This is a genomic window from Streptomyces sp. NPDC051051, from assembly GCF_040682975.1.
Taxonomy (GTDB): domain Bacteria; phylum Actinomycetota; class Actinomycetes; order Streptomycetales; family Streptomycetaceae; genus Streptomyces.
Map to the genome: position 1 here is coordinate 42,145 of NZ_JBFBCB010000011.1, position 19,182 is coordinate 61,326.

At 71.8% G+C, this 19,182-nt stretch carries 18 protein-coding genes; 8 read left to right on the top strand and 10 right to left on the bottom strand.

The window, feature by feature from the left end:
• The 3 genes from AB0N31_RS11295 to AB0N31_RS11305 all read left to right on the top strand — a co-directional run bounded on the left by AB0N31_RS11295 (nucleotide 1) and on the right by AB0N31_RS11305 (nucleotide 1,660).
• A complete protein-coding gene (locus tag AB0N31_RS11295; protein WP_030948713.1) occupies nucleotides 1-414 on the top strand; it encodes a roadblock/LC7 domain-containing protein in 414 nt (137 codons plus the stop codon).
• A 96-nt stretch (nucleotides 415-510) separates the two neighbouring features.
• Nucleotides 511-1,098, top strand: coding sequence for a DUF742 domain-containing protein (locus tag AB0N31_RS11300; RefSeq protein WP_366058103.1), 588 nt, complete (start codon nucleotides 511-513; stop codon nucleotides 1,096-1,098).
• A complete protein-coding gene (locus tag AB0N31_RS11305) occupies nucleotides 1,079-1,660 on the top strand; it encodes an ATP/GTP-binding protein (protein ID WP_363092071.1) in 582 nt (193 codons plus the stop codon). The genes AB0N31_RS11300 and AB0N31_RS11305 overlap by 20 nt, the downstream gene beginning before the upstream one ends.
• A 219-nt stretch (nucleotides 1,661-1,879) precedes the next feature.
• Here the strand turns inward: AB0N31_RS11305 and AB0N31_RS11310 are convergent, their stop codons facing one another.
• Together AB0N31_RS11310 and AB0N31_RS11315 are read right to left on the bottom strand one after the other, a co-directional pair.
• Complete coding sequence (locus AB0N31_RS11310) at nucleotides 1,880-2,074, bottom strand: acyl-CoA carboxylase subunit epsilon (protein WP_366058104.1); 195 nt, start codon at nucleotides 2,072-2,074, stop codon at nucleotides 1,880-1,882.
• Nucleotides 2,075-2,131: 57 nt separating this feature from the next.
• Nucleotides 2,132-3,727 carry an acyl-CoA carboxylase subunit beta gene (locus AB0N31_RS11315; protein WP_366058105.1) on the bottom strand — a complete coding sequence of 532 codons (1,596 nt, stop codon included), beginning with the start codon at nucleotides 3,725-3,727 and terminating at the stop codon, nucleotides 2,132-2,134.
• A gap of 400 nt (nucleotides 3,728-4,127) precedes the next feature.
• Between AB0N31_RS11315 and AB0N31_RS11320 the strand changes: the two genes are divergently transcribed.
• Both AB0N31_RS11320 and AB0N31_RS11325 read left to right on the top strand, forming a co-directional pair.
• Entirely contained in the window at nucleotides 4,128-4,739 is a 612-nt protein-coding gene (locus AB0N31_RS11320; RefSeq protein WP_366058106.1) for a YceI family protein, read from the top strand.
• Nucleotides 4,740-5,254: 515 nt separating this feature from the next.
• The gene (locus AB0N31_RS11325) at nucleotides 5,255-5,890 is read left to right on the top strand and encodes a hypothetical protein (protein WP_366058107.1); all 636 of its coding nucleotides are present in this window, start codon (nucleotides 5,255-5,257) and stop codon (nucleotides 5,888-5,890) included.
• A 28-nt stretch (nucleotides 5,891-5,918) separates the two neighbouring features.
• On the opposite strand, the gene AB0N31_RS11330 is transcribed toward AB0N31_RS11325, so the two are convergent.
• A complete protein-coding gene (locus tag AB0N31_RS11330) occupies nucleotides 5,919-6,491 on the bottom strand; it encodes a YdeI/OmpD-associated family protein (RefSeq protein WP_366058108.1) in 573 nt (190 codons plus the stop codon).
• A 135-nt stretch (nucleotides 6,492-6,626) separates the two neighbouring features.
• Here AB0N31_RS11330 and AB0N31_RS11335 point away from each other — a divergent pair, with 135 nt between their 5' ends.
• Both AB0N31_RS11335 and AB0N31_RS11340 read left to right on the top strand, forming a co-directional pair.
• Nucleotides 6,627-7,133: a GNAT family N-acetyltransferase gene (locus AB0N31_RS11335; protein ID WP_366058109.1), complete on the top strand. Its 507-nt coding sequence runs from the start codon at nucleotides 6,627-6,629 to the stop codon at nucleotides 7,131-7,133.
• Between the two features lie 248 nt (nucleotides 7,134-7,381).
• Complete coding sequence (locus AB0N31_RS11340; protein ID WP_366058111.1) at nucleotides 7,382-8,164, top strand: serine protease; 783 nt, start codon at nucleotides 7,382-7,384, stop codon at nucleotides 8,162-8,164.
• 142 nt (nucleotides 8,165-8,306) lie between these two features.
• Here AB0N31_RS11340 and AB0N31_RS11345 read toward each other — a convergent pair whose 3' ends face one another.
• Entirely contained in the window at nucleotides 8,307-9,659 is a 1,353-nt protein-coding gene (locus AB0N31_RS11345) for a hypothetical protein (protein ID WP_366058112.1), read from the bottom strand.
• Between the two features lie 229 nt (nucleotides 9,660-9,888).
• Here AB0N31_RS11345 and AB0N31_RS11350 point away from each other — a divergent pair, with 229 nt between their 5' ends.
• Entirely contained in the window at nucleotides 9,889-11,754 is a 1,866-nt protein-coding gene (locus AB0N31_RS11350; RefSeq protein WP_366058113.1) for a ricin-type beta-trefoil lectin domain protein, read from the top strand.
• A 16-nt stretch (nucleotides 11,755-11,770) separates the two neighbouring features.
• On the opposite strand, the gene cimA is transcribed toward AB0N31_RS11350, so the two are convergent.
• From cimA to AB0N31_RS11380, 6 genes are all read right to left on the bottom strand, one after another.
• Nucleotides 11,771-13,375, bottom strand: a complete 1,605-nt coding sequence (gene cimA / locus AB0N31_RS11355) for a citramalate synthase (protein WP_366058115.1) — start codon at nucleotides 13,373-13,375, stop codon at nucleotides 11,771-11,773.
• 282 nt (nucleotides 13,376-13,657) lie between these two features.
• Nucleotides 13,658-14,269, bottom strand: coding sequence for a TetR/AcrR family transcriptional regulator (locus tag AB0N31_RS11360; protein WP_366058116.1), 612 nt, complete (start codon nucleotides 14,267-14,269; stop codon nucleotides 13,658-13,660).
• The gene (locus AB0N31_RS11365) at nucleotides 14,250-15,317 is read right to left on the bottom strand and encodes an agmatine deiminase family protein (RefSeq protein ID WP_366058117.1); all 1,068 of its coding nucleotides are present in this window, start codon (nucleotides 15,315-15,317) and stop codon (nucleotides 14,250-14,252) included. Before AB0N31_RS11365 ends, AB0N31_RS11360 begins: the two co-directional genes overlap by 20 nt.
• A 10-nt stretch (nucleotides 15,318-15,327) precedes the next feature.
• On the bottom strand, nucleotides 15,328-16,998 hold the full coding sequence (locus AB0N31_RS11370; RefSeq protein ID WP_366058118.1) for an urease subunit alpha: 1,671 nt from the start codon (nucleotides 16,996-16,998) through the stop codon (nucleotides 15,328-15,330).
• Nucleotides 16,995-17,750 (bottom strand): urease subunit gamma, encoded by a 756-nt coding sequence (ureA, locus tag AB0N31_RS11375; protein WP_366058119.1) that lies wholly within the window; start codon nucleotides 17,748-17,750, stop codon nucleotides 16,995-16,997. The genes AB0N31_RS11370 and ureA overlap by 4 nt, the downstream gene beginning before the upstream one ends.
• A 184-nt stretch (nucleotides 17,751-17,934) precedes the next feature.
• Nucleotides 17,935-19,023, bottom strand: a complete 1,089-nt coding sequence (locus tag AB0N31_RS11380) for a branched-chain amino acid aminotransferase (protein WP_366058120.1) — start codon at nucleotides 19,021-19,023, stop codon at nucleotides 17,935-17,937.
• Nucleotides 19,024-19,182 lie beyond the last annotated feature (159 nt).

A 19,182-nucleotide genomic window follows, 5' to 3' on the forward strand; every position in this document is an offset into this window, starting at 1 on the left:
ATGAGCCAGGCGGCACAGAACCTGAACTGGTTGATCACCAACTTCGTGGACAACACCCCGGGGGTGTCCCACACGGTGGTGGTCTCCGCCGACGGACTCCTTCTGGCGATGTCCGAAGGCTTCCCCCGCGACCGTGCCGACCAGCTCGCGGCCGTCGCCTCCGGTCTGACGTCGCTGACGGCAGGCGCCTCCCGGATCTTCGAGGGAGGCAGCGTGAACCAGACGGTTGTGGAGATGGAGCGGGGATTCCTGTTCCTCATGTCCATCTCCGACGGTTCGTCGCTCGCGGTCCTCGCCCACCCCGAGGCGGACATCGGCCTCATCGGGTACGAGATGGCCCTCCTGGTGGACCGAGCCGGTACGGTCCTGACGCCCGACCTTCGTGCGGAGCTCCAAGGGAGCCTTCTCAACTAACAGACGGACGGTGCGTTTTGGCGTCCCGAGGCCGTAGGGTTTCGGGACGCGGCTTCCACGTGGTGGGTGCCAGGCACAGTCGGAGGAGGAGAGAAAGTGGCAACACCCCCAGACGGTTCCCATTCGGGTAACTGGTCGTACGGCCCTGTCCAGGGCCAGGGCGACGGTTCGCAGAACCCGAACCGTTACGCCTTCCCCTCCGCTCCGAACCAGCGTCAGCCGTACGCGCCCCAGGGTCCGCAGGGCCCCGGGCCGTCGCCGTACGACCAGCCGCACCAGCCGCACATCCAGCCCGTGCAGCCGCAGCGCCACGCCCCCGAACCGGCGCCGGCCGGGGGGGCGCACAACCCTTTGGTGCGTCCGTACGCCATGACCGGCGGCCGGACTCGCCCGCGGTACCAGCTCGCCATCGAGGCACTGGTGCACACCACCGCGGCTCCGCACCAGATGCAGGGGCAGCTGCCCGAGCATCAGCGGATCTGCAACCTCTGCCGGGAGATCAAGTCGGTGGCCGAGATCTCGGCCCTCCTGACGATCCCTCTCGGTGTGGCCAGGATCCTCGTCGCCGACTTGGCGGAGGCGGGACTGGTCGCCATCCATCAGCCCGGCGGCGACGAGAGCGCCGGCGGCCAGCCAGACGTGACACTGCTCGAAAGGGTGCTCAGTGGACTTCGCAAGCTCTAGCGGCGGTCCTTCCCGCTCCACCACCTCGGCGAAGATCGTGGTGGCGGGTGGCTTCGGCGTGGGCAAGACCACGTTCGTCGGGGCCGTCTCGGAGATCAACCCGCTGCGTACCGAGGCCGTCATGACGTCTGCTTCGGCAGGCATCGACGACCTCACCCACACCGGGGACAAGAAGACCACCACGGTCGCCATGGACTTCGGACGCATCACGCTGGACCAGGACCTGATCCTGTACCTGTTCGGTACGCCCGGCCAGGACCGCTTCTGGTTCATGTGGGACGACCTGGTGCGCGGCGCCATCGGCGCGATCGTCCTGGTGGACACCCGCCGTCTCGCCGACTGCTTCCCGGCGGTCGACTACTTCGAGAACTCGGGTCTCCCCTTCGTGATCGCCCTCAACGGCTTCGACGGCAACCAGCCGTACCAGCCGGACGAGGTGCGCGAGGCCCTCCAGATCGGCCCCGACACCCCGATCATCACGACCGACGCCCGCCACCGCGCGGACGCCAAGTCGGCGCTGATCACGCTGGTGGAGCACGCGCTCATGGCGCGCCTGCGGTAGGACTTCCGTGAAAAGGCCCCTGTGCCCCTCCTCGGGGAGGCACAGGGGCCTTTTCGCGTCACCGGTCACCCGTCGCCGGGGGCCGGCGGGAGTGGCCGGAAGCCCTCGGGGGTCCCGCCCGCCCCTGCGTCGTCGACGAGCCCCGGCCCCTCCCGCGACACGGGCGAAGGCCCCGGCCGCCCGTGGGGCGTCGGGGCCTTCGTCGTGCTTGCGGGCCGGTCAGCGCCAGCTGTGCGGGGCACGGAAGCCGCCCTCGCGCTCGAGGCGGCGCCAGCCGGCCTTGAGGCGGCCGTGGTTGGCCTGGGTGGGCTCGGAGGAACGGGAGGCGGCACGGGCCAGCAGGATCGCCGTGAGGGCGGCGACCTCCTCGGGCTCGGCGTGGCCCTTCTCGACGCGGATGTCAGGCATGGTCATGGATGTCAGTCTCCGTGAGAGAGGTTTCCGCAAGGGTGGCGCGGAAAGTCCGCTGGGTTACTGCGGGGGGTTGCCGTGCTTGCGCGAGGGCAGGTCGGCGTGCTTGGTGTGCAGCATCGCCAGGGACCTGACGAGGATCTCGCGGGTTTCGGCGGGGTCGATGACGTCGTCGACGAGGCCGCGCTCGGCGGCGTAGTACGGGTGCATCAGCTCGGACTTGTACTCCTTGACCATGCGGGCCCGCATGGCCTCGGAGTCCTCGGCCTCGGCGATCTGGCGGCGGAAGATGACGTTGGCGGCACCCTCGGCGCCCATGACGGCGATCTCGTTGGTCGGCCAGGCGAACGTGAGGTCGGCCCCGATGGACTGACTGTCCATGACGATGTAGGCACCTCCGTACGCCTTGCGCAGGATCAGGGAGATCCGGGGCACGGTCGCGTTGCAGTAGGCGTAGAGGAGCTTCGCGCCGTGGCGGATGATCCCACCGTGCTCCTGATCGACGCCGGGCAGGAAGCCGGGTACGTCCAGAAGAGTGATGATCGGGATGTTGAAGGCGTCGCACATCTGCACGAAGCGGGCGGCCTTCTCGCTGGCCTCGATGTCGAGGACGCCGGCGAGGCTCTGCGGCTGGTTGGCGACGATGCCGACGACCTGGCCGTCGAGCCGGGCCAGGGCGCAGATGATGTTGCGCGCCCAGCGCTCGTGGACCTCGAGGTACTCGCCGTCGTCGACGATCTCCTCGATGACCTTGGCCATGTCGTACGGCCGGTTGCCGTCCGCGGGGACCAGGTCGAGCAGGGCGTCGCTGCGGCGGTCGGCCGGGTCGGAGCACTCGACGCGCGGCGGGTTCTCGCGGTTGTTCTGCGGGAGGAGGGAGAGGAGGTAGCGCACCTCCGCGATGCAGGTCTCCTCGTCGTCGTAGGCGAAGTGGCAGACGCCGGAGGTCTCGGCGTGCACGTCGGCGCCGCCGAGGCCGTTCTGCGTGATCTCCTCGCCGGTCACGGCCTTGACCACGTCGGGACCGGTGATGAACATCTGCGAGGTCTCGCGGACCATGAAGACGAAGTCGGTGAGGGCGGGGCTGTAGGCCGCGCCGCCCGCGCACGGGCCGAGCATCACGCTGATCTGCGGGATGACGCCGGACGCCCGGGTGTTGCGCTGGAAGATGCCGCCGTAGCCGGCGAGCGCGGAGACGCCCTCCTGGATACGGGCGCCGGCGCCGTCGTTCAGCGACACCAGCGGGGCACCGGCCGCGATGGCCATGTCCATGATTTTGTGGATCTTGGTGGCGTGGGCCTCGCCCAGTGCGCCGCCGAAGATGCGGAAGTCGTGGGCGTAGACGAAGACCGTACGGCCCTCCACCGTGCCCCAGCCGGTGATGACACCGTCGGTGTACGGCTTCTTGGCCTCCAGGCCGAACCCGGTCGCCCGGTGCCGGCGCAGTTGTTCCACCTCCTGGAAGGACCCCGGGTCCAGCAGCAGCTCGATCCGCTCCCGGGCGGTCAGCTTGCCCTTGGCGTGCTGCGCCTGGGTCGCCTTCTCGCCCGGCCCGGCCAGCGCCTGCGCACGGATCTCGTGCAGCTCGGCGACACGCCCGCGCGCGTCCGTGGGCTCGGCGGTCGGCTCACCGGTCGTCTCTTCCAAAACGGTCATGTAGTGACCTTACGAAGACCTTCAAGGAAAGTGAGACGTCGACTCCGTACAGTCTCCGGCGCGTTTTCCTGGTACCCCTGAACAGAACCATGCCGACATGCAGGCGTTCCGACTGCTCAGGGCCCGTACCGCTTGTGGAGGTCGCACAAAGAGTGAAGGTGAGATCAACTTCACATCATCGCCCGACGGACGCCGCCCAGTGGAGTGACGGGGCGTGCGGGACCCCCGGGGAGGCGGTCCCGCGCGACGATGGAAGGGCGTCCGGCAAGCCATGCGCGAATGAAGTTGAAAGTTGAACGGAATGGGTCTACGGTCCGCCTTGTTGAAAGTCTCGTTGAACATTCAACATCATCGCCCGTTTCATCGATCCGTTGATCGATCCGTCCCCAAGGAGCACGACATGGGCATCTTCGGCCGCAAGAACACCGACGAGACCACCACGACGACGGCCGCCGCCGCCGTGAACCCGGACCTCGCCGCCCTGACCGGCGACTACACGATCGACCCGGCGCACTCGACCATCGGGTTCGTCGCCCGGCACGCGATGGTCACCAACGTCAAGGGCAAGTTCAACGAGTTCACCGGCTCGCTGCACCTCGACGGCGCCGCCCCGGCCAGGTCCACCGCCACCATCGACGTCGTGATGCAGAGCGTCGACACCGGGTCCGCCGACCGCGACAACCACCTCAGGACCGCGGACTTCTTCAAGACCGACGAGTTCCCGACGATGACCTTCCGCTCGACCGGCGCGGAGGCCCTGGGCGGCGACGACTACCGCGTCACCGGGGACCTGAGCATCCTCGGCATCACCAAGCCGCTCACCATCGACCTGGAGTTCAACGGCTCCGCCAAGGACCCGTTCGGCAACGAGCGCGTCGGCTTCGAGGGCAAGGCGGAGATCCTGCGCTCCGAGTGGGGTCTGACCTGGAACGCGGCGCTGGAGACCGGCGGCGTCCTGGTCTCCGACAAGATCAAGCTGAACTTCGACATCTCGGCCATCAAGAACGCGTGACGCGTCACCGACGCCACGCATCCCGAGCGCGCCCGTCCTCCACCCCCGTGGGAGGGCGGGCGCTCGGCATGTCCGGGCGGGGGTGCGGATGCGGGGCCAGGGGGCAGCGGGGTGCGGGTACGGGGACCGGGTGTGCGCGGGGCGCGGAGCGGGCCCGAACGCTCGGGGCGCGGGCACGGGGCGGGCACCGGCGCGCGAAGCGCGGGCGTGGGGCGGGTGGGCGCCGGCGCGGACGGGACGCGGGCACGGGCCGCGGCGCCGGAGCGGGCGGGGACCGGGACATGCCCGCAGGTCCGGACGCGGACGCGGGACCCGGCACGTGCCCGTGCTCGGCGTGGACGCGGGCGCGGACGCCGGTGCGGGGCGGGGTCCGGGCGCCCGGCGGGGCGGGGCGCGGGGGCAGGACGGACCCGGACACAGGTGCGGGGCCGCCGGGTGCGCGACGGTCGCGGGTGTCGGTCGTTCATCAGGGCGCCCCCGCCAACGCGGCCGGGGATCGTGACCGAGGAGGCGCCATGACCAGGACCGGACCGCAGCACTACCCCGGCGCACACCGTGACCACTGGTACCAGGACGACTTCGGCGGCGACCGGATGGAGGTCAACGTCGTCGTCCTGCACACCACCGAGGGCCGCTCGCTGCCCGGCTACCAGGGCGGGGCCTCCGCACCCAACCTCACGGCGGTGCCGGACCTCGCGGCGAAGAAGCTGACGTGGTACCAGCACTTCGACATCGACGTCTCCTCCCGCGCCCTGCGCAACAGGCCCGGCGGGGTGGAGACCAACACACTGAACGTCTGCCAGGTGGAGCTGGTCGGCACCTGCGACCCCGAGGTGCACACCAAGTGGCAGACGAGCGGGAAGGCCCACGTCTACTGGCCGAAGGCGCCGGAGTGGGCGCTCCGCGGACTCGCCCGCTTCCTGGCGTGGGCGCACGAGGAGCACGACGTACCGCTGCGTGGCCCGGCGCTGTGGCCGGCGTACCCGAAGTCCTACGGGAACGGGGCCGGGCAGCGGATGAGCGGGACGCGTTGGAACGCCTTCAAGGGCGTGTGCGGGCACATGCACGTGCCGGAGAACGACCACGGCGACCCGGGAGCCATCGACTTCGACGAGCTGATCCGGCTGGCGAAGGCGGCCGCGCAGGGCTGACCGCGCCCGCCGGGGGACCCGCGGCGCGTCACCCGCCGTCGGCCGCGGCCTCCAGCCGCGCGACGGCGGCCGCCGCCCGAGCGGTCCGCCCCTGCGGGGAGCGGGCGCGGAGCACGCCGAGCATGGCGAGGTACCGGTCGGTGCGGCCCAGCCGCTCGAAGACCGCGCGGGCCCGTGGGCTGCGTTCCAGGGCGGTCTCGAGTTCCGCGGGGACGGTGGCGTGCTGCTGGGAGGCGTACGCCGCCGCCCACCGTCCGTCGGCCCGTGCCGCCGCCACCTCGGCGAGCCCGGCCGGCCGCATCCGGCCGGCCGCGGTCAGCTCCCCGACCCGGCGCACGTCGACCGCCGACCAGAGGCTGCCCGGCCGGCACGGGGTGATCCGCTGGAGGAACCGCACCTCGTCGAGGCCCTTGCGCTGACCGGTGATCCAGCCGTGGCAGAGGGCCACGTCGTTGACCTCGGCGGCCGTGACGGAGTCCACCCCGGACCCCTTCCTGGCGACCTCGACCCGGAGTCCGGGGCAGGGCGCCGGGTGCGCGGTGAGCCAGGCGTCCAGGTCGGCGGCGGTGGGGAACGCGAGGGGCGTGAGGGGCCCGGTCATGGGCCCAGGCCAGGAGCCCCATAGGTCAATTGCTGCCCTCGCTCGGGCGATCGTCCTCCGCGGGTGGGTGGGCGGGCGGGTGCGGATCGCCCGTCGCTTGGACAGTCCTGACCGCCGTACCGCATGATCCATCCCATGATCCGAAACGCCACCGTGGACGACGTCGCCGAGATCCGGGCGATGATCCGTGAACTCGCCGCGTACGAACGGGCCGTCGAGCAGGCCCGGGCCACGGAGGAGCAGGTGCGGGAAGCGCTGTTCGGCGAGCATCCCGCGGCGCGGGTGCTGATCGCGCAGGACGACGGCAGCGGGGAGGTCGTCGGCTTCGCCCTGTGGTTCCCCCGGTTCTCGACCTGGACCGGGACGCGGGGCATGCACCTGGAGGATCTCTACGTCCGTCCGCACGCCCGTGGCGGCGGGTACGGCAAGGCGCTGCTGGCGGCCCTCGCCGCGATCTGCACGCGCAGCGGTTTCGAGCGGTTCGAGTGGTGGGTGCTGGCCTGGAACGAGCCGGCCATCGGCTTCTACAGGTCGCTCGGCGTGGAACTGCTGGAGGAGTGGAAGGTGTGCCGGCTCAGCGGCGGGCCGCTCACCGATCTCGCCGCCCTCGCGCCGGCCGTCGACGGCCGGACGCCCGCGTAGGCGAGGACCGGCCCGGCGGCGGACGCCCGCGTGGCCGAGGGGTCCGGCGGGGTGCTCGGGCGTGGCCGGATCGCACCCCTTGTGCGAAGGCTTGCGGCGTTCTCATAATCCAGCAACAGATTTGACCTGCCCATGCCAGCAAATGGGCGTCTCTTTGTTGCCGCTGTTGTCATGCGCGCGTCAATTCCGTGTTTCGGGCACCACCAGATCCCCCCGACTCCGGGTCACCCCCCACGGAAGGCATCACGTTGAAGAAACTCCTCACGGCGCTCAAGAGACTCGCGGCCGTCGGCGCCGCCGCCCTCGCGATCGCCAGCCTTCAGCCCGTCTCGTCCGCCCAGGCCGCGCCCTCGCCCGTCGTGGGCGGAACCCGCGCCGCACAGGGCGAGTTCCCGTTCATGGTCCGGCTCTCCATGGGGTGCGGCGGCGCGCTCTACACCCAGCAGATCGTGCTCACCGCCGCGCACTGCGTGGGCTCGACCGGCGCCAACACCAGCATCACCGCCACCGCCGGCGTCGTGGACCTCCAGTCCACCACCGGCCGGGTCCAGGTCCGCTCCACCTACGTCTACCGAGCTCCCGGCTACAACGGCAACGGCAAGGACTGGGCCCTCATCAAGCTGGCGCAGCCCATCAACCTGCCGACGCTGAAGATCGCGACCACCACGCAGTACAACACCGGCACCTTCACCGTCGCCGGCTGGGGCTCGGCCACCGAGGGCGGCGCCCAGCAGCGGTACCTGCTCAAGGCGACCGTGCCGTTCGTCAGCGATGCCACCTGTCGTTCCTACAGCGGTTACAGCGGCCTGATCGCGAGCGACGAGATCTGCGCCGGGTACGCGGCCGGCGGCGTCGACACCTGCCAGGGCGACTCCGGGGGCCCGATGTTCCGCCGCGACTCGGCCGACGCGTGGATCCAGGTCGGCATCGTCAGCTGGGGCATCGGCTGCGCCCGGCCCAACGCGCCCGGCGTCTACAGCGAGGTCTCCACGTTCGCCTCGGCCATCGCCTCGGCGGCGGCCTCGCTCTGACCCACCCGTACCCCACCGCGTCCGTACGACGTCCACGGGCCCGGCGCTTCCGGCGCCGGGCCCGTGCAGGACGGTGGGCGATCCGCGGCAGGCGGCCGACGGTGGACAGCCGGCCGGCCGGAAAGCGGCGGCGACGCCGGCGTCAGAAACCTCCGCCGAAGTCCCCGCCGCCCCCGAAGTCCCCTCCCCCGCCGCCGCCGCCGAAGTCACCGAAGCTGCCGGGGTCGAAGTCCGCTCCGGACACGTCGCCGCCCTCGTAGCCGCCGCCGAAGTCTCCGTAGCCGCTGCCGTAGTCGGAGGCGTAGGAGGGGGTGGCCATCAGGCCGCCGAGCATCGTGCCGACGAGCAGGCCGGGCAGCAGGCCGCCGCCGAAGTAACCGCCCGCCCAGGGGCCGTAGGCCGGTCCCGCCTCCCAGTAGGGGCGGCGGCCGTAGTCGGTGTCGACCTCGCGGACCACGGGGTCGCGGCCGTCCTCGAGGCGGGTGCGGTCCGCCGCGCAGACCGGGACCTGGCGGACGGCCCCGCCGGGCGGGGTCCAGGCGGCGTCGACGACGGAGGGGCCGTGGCGCGGGTCGAAGAAGCACGGCGGGCGGCGCTCGGGCAGCGGTTCGCCGGCCCGGCGGGCGGCGAGCCGGGCCAGGGCGAAGCGGCCGTCCTCCAGGACCTCGGTGACGGGGCGCACGTCCTCCGGTCTCGTCGCGTCCGCCATGAACGACTTGGCCTTCTCGTAGGCGTCGAGGGCGTGCTCGTAGTCGCCGCGCATCGCGTCGTCGGCGCCGGGCTCGGCCGGGTGGAAGTCGAGCCGGTCGAGTTCCTCGCCGAAGGCGGTGATGTCCTCGTCGACGACGACCCGGAGCCGTTCCAGGGCGACCCCCTGCTCCTGCGCGTGCCGCCGGCGGTTGCGCCGTACGAGGGTGTACGCGCCGGCGCCGCCGACCGCCACCAGCACGCCCGCGGTGACCAGGCCGGCCGTCGACACCCCGCCGCCGTCCGGGGAGTCCCAGCCCGTGGGGGCGGAGCCGCCGATGTTGGCGAGGGCCCGGTCGGTGAAGTCGTTCAGCTGGGCCGTGGCGTCGCTCTCGCCCTGGACACCGGTGACGAGGTTGCGCACGGCGGCCGCAGGCAGGACCGAGGAGTCGGCGCGGGCGTCGAAGCGGTCGCCGAGGCGGATCGCGTAGAGGCCGGTGACGCCGGTGGCGGTGCGCAGGTCGGTGAAGAGGTTCTCCGTGGGGTAGCCGGCGGGGAGGACGGCGACGAAGACGGGTTTGTCGGCGTCCTCGATCTTCTTCTGGAGGGCGTGGGCGTCCGCCTGGGAGAGCTGGGCGGACGCCGCCGGGTCGACGTAGACGGGGCTCTCGCGCAGGGCCGCGGCGATCGTCGACACACTGGTCTCGGCCGCGGCGCGCGGGGCGCCGGCCGACAGCAGGGTCAGGGCGGCGAGCGCCAGCGCGAGGAGCAGTCCGGCGAGACCTCGGGTCGAAAGTGCGACCTTCATACTTCGAAGTTACCTCCTACGACGACAAAGCAGGGCAACCGGAGCGGGAGCCGCCCCCTCCTCCCCCGCTGCCCGCATACCCGGGTGCCGCCGCTTTTGGCATGGACCTTTCACTGATGCTCTGGTTCACTCGGAACCCCCGCGGTTCGCTCACGCCTTAGATCACGGTGTGATTTAACCCGCGCCCGCACACCCGTCAGGACGTCCCGTCAGGGAAGGGCGAGGCATCATGAGGAGTTCCCCCCGCTGGGCCCGGCTGCTGCTGGCCGGGCTGCTCACCACGGTCGGCCTCGGCGCCGCCGTACCCCCCGCGCAGGCGGCCGGCGAACAGGTCACCGCCTGGCTGACCACCACCGACGACACCGGCGGTCGCCATGTCGTGCGCGGACTCCAGCAGCAGACCCCGTTCGCCTTCGCCTCCGGCACCGGTGGCGGGGGCGAGAACATCACCGTCGACGAGAACACCCGCTACCAGACCTTCACCGGCGGCGGCGCCTCCTTCACCGACACCGCGGCCTGGCTGATGAACGGCAGCGGGGCCCTCACCCAGGCCACGCGGGACGCGACCATGCGCAAGCTGTTCTCGCCGACCGAGGGCATCGGGCTGTCGTTCCTGCGCAACCCGATGGGCGGCTCGGACCTGGCCCGGTTCGGCTACACCTACGACGACCTGCCCGCCGGGCAGACCGACCCCGGGCTCACCCGGTTCTCGATCGCGCACGACCTGGCGGACGTGCTGCCGCTGACCAGGCAGGCGCGTCAGCTGAACCCGGACCTGACCGTGACGGCCTCGCCGTGGACCGCGCCCGCCTGGATGAAGGACAGCGGACGGCTCGACGGCGGCTGGCTGAAGGCGGAGCACTACGGGGCGTACGCGTCGTACTTCGTGAAGTACCTCCAGGCCTGGCGGGACCAGGGCGTGCCGGTCGCGTACGTCACCGCGCAGAACGAGCCGACGTGCTGCCCGGGTTATCCGTCGATGAGCTGGAACGCCTCCGGGCTCGCGTACTTCACCAGGAGCGAGCTGCTGCCGAAGCTCGCCGCGGCCGGCCTGCCGACGAAGGTGCTGGCGCACGACTGGAACTGGGACGCCTACGACGCCTACGCGGCACAGACGGTGGACGACGCGGCGGTGCGCTCGCACCCCAACTTCGGCGGGATCGCCTGGCACGGCTACGGCGGCGACGTCGCGCAGCAGACCGCCGTGCACGACCGGTACCCGCGGCTGGACGCCTTCGGCACCGAGCACTCGGGCGGCACCTGGATCGCCGACCAGCAGCGCGAGGACATGCTGAACATCGTCGACTACACCCGCAACTGGGCGAAGTCGGTGACGAAGTGGTCGCTGGCGGTGGACCAGAACCGGGGCCCGCACAACGGCGGCTGCGGCACCTGCGACGGCCTGATCACCGTGCACAACGGGGACTCCCGGCACGGACAGGTCGACTACACCGTCGAGTACTACACGATGGGCCACCTGACCAAGTTCGTCCGGCCGGGCGCGCAGCGGATCGCCTCGACGGCGTCGGCGGCCGTGCCGAACGTGGCCTGGCGCAACCCGGACGGCTCGAAGGCCCTGATCGCGTACAACGGCTCCGCCTCCGCCCGCACGATCACCGTCACCTGGGGCGCGCGGCACGCCACCTACTCGCTGCCGGGCCGGACGTCGGCGACGTTCACCTGGTCGGGCACCCAGTCGGGCGGTGGCGCCGCCACCGGCTCCCTCGTCGGCCTCGCGGGCAAGTGCCTCGACGTGGCCGGCGGTTCGACCGCCGACGGCACCGCGGTCCAGCTCTACGACTGCAACGGTACGGCGGCCCAGCGCTGGACGGTCCAGCCCGACGGCTCCGTCCAGGCCCTGGGCAAGTGCCTGGACGTGACCTCGGCGTCCACGGCCGACGGCGCCGAGGTGCAGCTCTACGGCTGCAACGGCTCGGGCGCGCAGCGGTGGTCGTACGACGCGTCGACCGGGGACGTGGTGAACACCGCCGCGGACAAGTGTCTCGACGTGAGCGACAACTCCTCCGCCAACGGCGCCCGGGCCCAGATATGGAGCTGCACGGGCGCCGCCAACCAGAAGTGGGCCCTGCGGTGATCCCGGTGGCCCCGCCCTACTCGGCCGGGGCCACCCCCGCCCGCAGCAGCCCGTAGGTGTAGGCGTCCTCCAGGGCCTGCCAGGACGCGGCGATCACGTTCTCCGCGACGCCCACCGTGGACCACTCGCCGCTGCCGTCGGTGGTGGAGATCAGGACGCGGGTCGTGGACTGGGTGCCGTGCACGCCCTCCAGGATGCGGACCTTGTAGTCCACCAGGTCCAGCTTGGCGAGCTGGGGGTAGATCTTCTCCAGGGCCACGCGCAGGGCACGGTCGAGGGCGTTCACCGGGCCGTTGCCCTCCGCGGTGGCGACGATGCGCTCGCCCTTGGCCCACAGCTTGACGGTGGCCTCGTTGGCGTGGGTGCCGTCGGGGCGGTCCTCGACGATGGCCCGCCAGGACTCGACGTCGAAGTACTTCAGCGGCCGGCCCTCGACCTCGGCGCGCAGCAGCAGCTCGAAGCTGGCGTCGGCCGCCTCGTACGTGTAGCCCTTCAGCTCGCGTTCCTTGACCCGGTCGACGACGCGGCCGACCAGCTCGCGGTCGCCGCCCAGATCGATCCCGAGCTCCTTGCCCTTCAGCTCGACCGAGGCGCGGCCGGCCATGTCGGAGACGAGCATCCGCATGGTGTTGCCGACCAGCTCGGGGTCGATGTGCTGGTACAGGTCCGGGTCGACCTTGATGGCGGAGGCGTGCAGGCCGGCCTTGTGGGCGAAGGCGGAGACCCCCACGTACGGCTGGTGGGTGGAGGGCGTGAGGTTGACGACCTCCGCGATGGCGTGCGAGATGCGGGTCATCTCGCGCAGCCGGCCCTCGGGGAGGACCTTCTTGCCGTACTTCAGCTCCAGTGCGGCGACGACCGGGAACAGGTTGGCGTTGCCGACGCGCTCGCCGTAGCCGTTGGCCGTGCACTGCACGTGGGTCGCGCCCGCGTCGACGGCGGCGAGGGTGTTGGCGACCGCGCAGCCGGTGTCGTCCTGGGCGTGGATGCCGAGGCGGGCGCCGGTGTCGGCGAGGACGGTGGAGACGACGGCCTGGATCTGGGCGGGGAGCATGCCGCCGTTGGTGTCGCAGAGGATGACGACGTCCGCGCCGGCCTCCGCCGCCGCCCGGACGACGGCCTTGGCGTACTCGGGGTTCGCGCGGTAGCCGTCGAAGAAGTGCTCGCAGTCGACGAAGACGCGGCGGCCCTGCTCCTTGAGGAAGGACACCGTGTCGCCGACCATCGCCAGATTCTCGTCGAGCGTGGTGCGCAGGGCCAGTTCCACGTGCCGGTCGTGCGACTTGGCCACCAGCGTGATCACGTCGGCGCCCGCGTCGAGGAGCGCCTTGACCTGGGGGTCCTCGGAGGCCTTGGCGCCGGCCCGGCGGGTGGCGCCGAAGGCGACGAGCTGGGCGTGCCGGAAGTCGATCTCCTGCCGCGCCCGGGCGAAGAACTCGGTGTCGCGCGGGTTGGCGCCGGGCCAGCCGCCCTCGATGAAGCCGACGCCGAACTCGTCCAGGTGCCGTGCGATCGCGAGCTTGTCGGCGACCGTGAGGTTGATGCCCTCGCGCTGGGCGCCGTCGCGCAGGGTGGTGTCGAAGACGTGGAACGAGTCGTCGAGCTCGCTGGTTTCCGTCATGGTCTCAAGGCTCCTGTTTTGGATCTCGGTCTACCGGAATGACCGGCTCCACCGTCCCCCCATGGTCCCGCGCGCCTGCCTCCCGGCTGAAGGTGGGCCAGGAAAACGAAAAACCCCTCGCGGGTGCGAGAGGTCTGCGCGCGGGTCGAGGACGACGATGGCCGCCCGTACCTGGTCGTACGTGGCGGTCACTGCGGACCGGCGCGCCTGCTGCCAATAATCGTGGCGAACGAGAGCACGAGGGGAGTCTGACACAGGGCAGCCCTCCGCTCACCGACCGTCTCAGGATGCGAGCAGAGTGTCCGTCACGAACTCCGTCACGTGCCCGATGACCTGCTCGCGGTCGGTGCCGCGCAGCCCGATCGCCACGTGGATGGAGAAGCCGTCGAGCAGCGCCCGCAGCCGGGCGGCGAACCGGTCGGGGTCGACGGGGCGGAACTCGCCGCGGGAGACGCCCTCCGCCAGCAGTGCCACCAGGTCGCGGTGCCAGGCGCCCTCGATGGCCGCCTGCCGGTCGCGGGCGTCCGCGTCGGCGGCGGCGTTCTGCGAGCGGTTCCAGACCTCCAGCCACAGCGTCCAGTGCGGGTCGCGGTGGCCGTCGGGGACGTACAGGTCGACGTAGGCGTCGAGCCGCTCGCGGGCCGTGGCCCGGCCGGTCAGCAGTCGGCCGCGCTCGGCGCCGAGGCGGCCCTCGCTCCACTCCAGGGCCTGCAGGAGCAGTTCGTCCTTGGAGCGGAAGTAGTAGAGGAGGTGCCCGCTGCTCATCCCCACCTCGCGTCCGAGCGCCGCCATGGTGAGCTTCTCCAGACCGCGCTCGGCGATCATCGCCATGGCGGCGGCGAGGACGTCCTCGCGGGGCGGGGCGTGCCTGCGCTCACGTGCCGCACCGGGCATCGGGACTCCTGTGGATCTTCGGCTGCTGTTGCGTGATGCAGTGGATGCCACCGCCACCGGAGAAGATCGTACGGGCGTCGACCAGCGTCACCGTCCGGTCCGGGAACAGCCGGCGGAAGACGCCGGCCGCGATCTCGTCGCGCGGGTCGTCGAAGCCGCACAGGACGACCCCGCCGTTGCAGAGGTAGTGGTTGATGTAGGAGTAGTCGGCCCAGTGGCCGTCGGCCTCCAGGACGGTGGGCGCCGGGACCTCGACGACCTCCAGCCGGCGCCCGCGGGCGTCGGTCTGCGCCCGCAGCAGCCCGACGACCTCCTTCGTCACCTCGTGGTCCGGGTGCGCGGGGTCCGGCTGGCTGTGGGCGACGACCACGCCGGGACGGGCGAACGCGGCGACGATGTCGACGTGGCCGAGGGTGCCGAAGCCGTGCGGGGGGTAGTCGCCGGTCAGGCCGCGCGGCAGCCAGATCGCCTTGCGGGTGCCGAGCTGGGCGTGGATCTCCGCCTCGACCTGTGCGCGGGTCCAGTGCGGGTTGCGCTCGGGGCCGAGCTGGACGGTCTCCGTCAGCAGCACCGTCCCCTCCCCGTCGACGTGGATCGCCCCGCCCTCGTTGACCAGGCTGGAGGCGTACGTCTTCGCCCCCGTGAGGTCCGAGACGTACGCGGCGATCTTCGCGTCGTGCTCCCAGCGGGCCCAGTCCTGGGCGCCCCACCCGTTGAACGTCCAGTCCACGGCCGCCAGTTCGCGCCCGTTCGTGAGGAACGTGGGGCCGATGTCGCGCATCCAGGCGTCGTCGAGTTCGCGCTCGACGGTGTCGATGCCCGGCCCGAGCACGGCTCGCGCGTGTGCCGACCGCCCCGGTCCGCACACCACCGTCACCGGTTCGAAGCGGCGGACCGCACGGGCGACCGACGCCCAGGCGGCACGGGAGGCGGCGAGGTCCTCGGGGTCGTCGAAGGTGGGGTTGGGGCCGGGCCAGGCCATCCAGGTGCGCTCGTGCGGGGCCCATTCGGCGGGCATCCGGAAGCCGTCGTCGGCGGCCTTGCTCATCGGGAGGTCCTCACAGGAAGTAGAGGCGGCTGAGGGAGACGGAGTCGGCCGGCTCGGAGCGGAGCGGTTCTCCGTCGAGGGTGACCAGGCCGGTGCGCTGGTCGACGTCCACCGCTCCGGTACGGGAGTTGAGCCGCAGGTCGGCGGGGCCGATGCCACGGGTGCCGCGGACGGCGACCCGGCGCCGGCGGGTCGGCATCCGGTCGTTGCCCCGGTCCAGCGCGGCCCGCGCGACGAAGGCCACCGAGAGGTCGGCGGGCGTGGCGCCGTACGCGCCGAACTGCGGTCCCAGGACGAGGGGTTCGCAGGTGTCGGTGGCCGCGCCCGGGTCGCCGACGACGCCGTACGCCGGGAAGCCGGCCTTGAGGACGAGCTGCGGTTTGGCCCCGAAGTACTCGGGGCGCCACAGCACGATGTCGGCGAGCTTGCCGGTCTCTAGGGAGCCGACCTCGTGCGACAGCCCGTGCGCGATGGCGGGGTTGATGGTCAGTTTGGCGATGTAGCGCAGGACGCGTTCGTTGTCGTGCTCGGCCGGGGCGCCGAACTCGGCCTTCATCTTCCCGGCCATCGCGAACGTACGGCGGACGGTCTCGCCCGCCCGGCCCATGCCCTGCGCGTCGGAGGAGGTGATGCCGATCGCCCCCAGGTCGTGCAGGACGTCCTCGGCGCCCATGGTTCCGGCGCGGATGCGGTCACGGGCCATGGCGGCGTCGCCGGGCAGGTCGGTCTTCAGGTCGTGGACCGAGACGATCATGCCGTAGTGCTCGGCGACCGCGTCCCGGCCGAACGGCAGGGTGGGGTTGGTGGAGGAGCCGATGACGTTCGGGACTCCCGCCATCTTCAGCACGTTCGGCACGTGTCCGCCGCCGCAGCCCTCGATGTGGAAGGCGTGGATCGTGCGGCCCTCCAGCACGCGCAGGGTGTCCTCGACGGACAGGCACTCGTTCAACCCGTCGCTGTGCAGGGCGACCTGTACGTCGTGCTCCTCGGCGACCCGCAACGCCGTGTCGAGCGCCCGGGTGTGGGCGCCCATGTCCTCGTGGACCTTGAAGCCGGACGCGCCGCCCTCGGCGAGCGCCTCGACGAGCGGGTCCGGTGAGGAGGAGGAACCCCGGCCCAGGAAGCCGATGTTGACCGGCCAGGCGTCGAAGGCGTTGAAGGCGTGCCGCAGCGCCCAGGGCGAGTTGACGCCGACGCCCCACACCGGCCCGAACTCCTGCCCGATGACCGTGGTCACGCCGGAGGCCAGCGAGGCCTCCATGATCCGCGGCGACAGCAGGTGGACGTGCGTGTCGACGGCACCGGCGGTGGCGATCAGCCCCTCGCCGGACACGATCGACGTGCCCGTGCCGACGACCACGTCGACCCCGTCGAGGGTGTCGGGGTTCCCGGCCCGCCCGATCGAGTGGATCCGGCCCTCCCGGATGCCGATGGACACCTTGCGGACGCCCTGCACGGCGTCGATCACGACGACGTTGCTGACGACGACGTCGCAGGTCTCGCGCACGGCGGCGGCCTTCAGGTGCAGTCCGTCGCGGGCGGTCTTGCCGAACCCGGCGAGGAACTCGTCGCCGGGGCGCTGGGAGTCGGACTCGACGCGGATCACCAGACCGGAGTCGCCGAGCCGGAGACGGTCGCCCGCACGCGGGCCGTGCGTGGCGGCGTACTCGTACGGGTTCACAGTCCGGCCCCCTCGGTCCCGGCGTCCGGGGTCACGGCGTCCGACGCCTCGGCACCCGGCGCCGTGGCGGGCGGCGTCCCGGCGCCCAGGTATCCGCAGGCGGCGGCCCTGCGCAGGGCTTCTTCCCGGGCCCCCGGCGCGTCCAGCGGCCCGTCGACCAGGCCGGCGAAGCCGATCGCGATCCGGTCGCCCCCGAGGGGGACCAGCCCGACCTCGTCGCGCTCGCCCGGTCCGAAGCGCACGGAGGAGCCGGCGGGAACGGCGAGCCGCATGCCGTAGGCGGCCGAGCGGTCGAAGCTCAGGCGCGGGTTGGCCTCGAAGAAGTGGAAGTGCGAGGTGACGGAGACGGGGACGCCCGCGGTGTTGGTGACCGTCAGCCGGACCGCCGCCTCGGGTTCGGCGTGCCCGGGCCCCGGCAGCAGCGCGCCGGGCGCCCCGGCTCCGAGACCGCCCCCGATCGGGTCGGAGACCACCGCGAGCCGGGAGCCGTCGTCGAAGACGGCCTCGACGTGCACCTCCGTGACGACGTCGGCGACGCCCGGCAGGACGTCGTCGGGGCCGAGGACCGCGCGGGCGCGCTCGATCGCCTCGGCGAGCCGGGCGCCGTCGCGGGCGGCCTCGCAGACGGCGTCCGCGATCAACGCGGTGGCCTCCGGCACGTTCAACCGCAGGCCGCGGGCGCGGCGGGCACGGGCCAGCTCGGCGGCGCCGAACAGCAGCAGCCGGTCCCGTTCCGTCGGGGTCAGCCTCACGCCGGGACACCTCCTCACATCCTCTGGTTTAGAGCGTCACTCTAACTTATGTGGCCACGCTTTACGGCTTTTCTTGACGTTGATGCGCACATCACATTGAGCAACACTCAAACAGGGTGCGAGGGCATACGAAAGAGCCGCCCCGGACTCGTGTCCGGGGCGGCCCTGGCGGGGACGGGGGCGGTCAGCCGATCGTGTGCATCCAGCCGTGCCGGTCCTCGGTCTTCCCGCGCTGGATGTCGAGAAGCGCCTCGCGCAGCTTCACGGTGACCGGGCCGGGCTCGCCGCCGGAGTGCTGCCACTCGGCGCCGGCGCGCTTGACGGTGCCCACGGGGGTGATGACCGCGGCCGTGCCGCAGGCGAAGACCTCCGTCAGGGTGCCGTTCACGGCGTCGCCCTGCCACTGCTCGAGGGAGACGCGGCGCTCCTCGGACTCGAACCCGAGGTCGCGGGCGACCTGGAGGAGGGAGTCGCGGGTGACGCCCTCCAGGATGGAGCCGGTGAGGGTCGGCGTGACGATCTTGTCGCCGTACACGAAGTACAGGTTCATGCCGCCGAGCTCCTCGACCCAGCGGTGCTCGACCGCGTCGAGGTAGCAGACCTGGTCGCAACCCTTGGCGGCGGCCTCGGCCTGGGCGAGCAGGGAGGCCGCGTAGTTGCCGCCGGTCTTGGCGTCGCCCATGCCGCCGGGGACGGCACGGACGCGGTCCTCGGAGACCCAGATGGAGACCGGCTTCACCCCGCCGGCGAAGTAGGCGCCGGCCGGCGAGGCGATGACGAGGAACAGGTACTCGTTCGCGGGCTTCACCCCCAGGCCGACCTCGGTCGCGATCATGAAGGGACGCAGGTAGAGGGACTCCTCGCCGCCGTGCGCGGGCACCCAGGCCTCGTCCTGGCCGATCAGCGCGTCACAGGCCTCGACGAACGTCTCGACCGGCAGCTCGGGCATGGCGAGACGGCGGGCGGAGCGCTGGAATCGCTTGGCGTTCTGGTCCGGGCGGAAGGTGGCCACGGAGCCGTCGGGGCGGCGGTAGGCCTTGAGGCCCTCGAAGATCTCCTGGGCGTAGTGCAGGACGTTCGTCGCCGGGTCGAGCGGGATCGGCGCGTACGGGACGAGCTGGCCGTCGTGCCAGCCGCGGCCCTCGGTCCACTTGATCGTCACCATGTGGTCGGTGAAGTGGCGGCCGAACCCGGGGTTCGCCAGGATCGCCGCGCGCTCGGCGTCGGAGAGCGGGCTGGCGGAGGGCTTGAGCTCGATCGTGGGCGTCGTCATGAGTGGTTGTCCTTCACCGGTGTTGTAGTGACGGGCCGCTTTCGTTCCTGTACGCCCAGTGCTGGGACGTCCGAGCATTCCCTCATTCCGCGGCTCCGCGTTCGATTATCGCGCGAGGTCGGCGAGGGAAGAAACGGGGTGAAACGCGGCCCGGGGTCG

Coding starts and splice junctions, on each gene's coding strand:
- AB0N31_RS11350 (WP_366058113.1), top strand. CDS start 9,889: ATGAGGAGTTCCCCCCGCTGGGCCCGGCTGCTGCTGGCCGGGCTGCTC.
- AB0N31_RS11345 (WP_366058112.1), bottom strand. CDS start 9,659: ATGAAGGTCGCACTTTCGACCCGAGGTCTCGCCGGACTGCTCCTCGCG.
- AB0N31_RS11315 (WP_366058105.1), bottom strand. CDS start 3,727: ATGACCGTTTTGGAAGAGACGACCGGTGAGCCGACCGCCGAGCCCACG.
- AB0N31_RS11360 (WP_366058116.1), bottom strand. CDS start 14,269: ATGCCCGGTGCGGCACGTGAGCGCAGGCACGCCCCGCCCCGCGAGGAC.
- AB0N31_RS11335 (WP_366058109.1), top strand. CDS start 6,627: ATGATCCGAAACGCCACCGTGGACGACGTCGCCGAGATCCGGGCGATG.
- AB0N31_RS11310 (WP_366058104.1), bottom strand. CDS start 2,074: ATGACCATGCCTGACATCCGCGTCGAGAAGGGCCACGCCGAGCCCGAG.
- AB0N31_RS11365 (WP_366058117.1), bottom strand. CDS start 15,317: ATGAGCAAGGCCGCCGACGACGGCTTCCGGATGCCCGCCGAATGGGCC.
- AB0N31_RS11325 (WP_366058107.1), top strand. CDS start 5,255: ATGACCAGGACCGGACCGCAGCACTACCCCGGCGCACACCGTGACCAC.
- AB0N31_RS11330 (WP_366058108.1), bottom strand. CDS start 6,491: ATGACCGGGCCCCTCACGCCCCTCGCGTTCCCCACCGCCGCCGACCTG.
- AB0N31_RS11320 (WP_366058106.1), top strand. CDS start 4,128: ATGGGCATCTTCGGCCGCAAGAACACCGACGAGACCACCACGACGACG.
- cimA (WP_366058115.1), bottom strand. CDS start 13,375: ATGACGGAAACCAGCGAGCTCGACGACTCGTTCCACGTCTTCGACACC.
- AB0N31_RS11380 (WP_366058120.1), bottom strand. CDS start 19,023: ATGACGACGCCCACGATCGAGCTCAAGCCCTCCGCCAGCCCGCTCTCC.
- AB0N31_RS11295 (WP_030948713.1), top strand. CDS start 1: ATGAGCCAGGCGGCACAGAACCTGAACTGGTTGATCACCAACTTCGTG.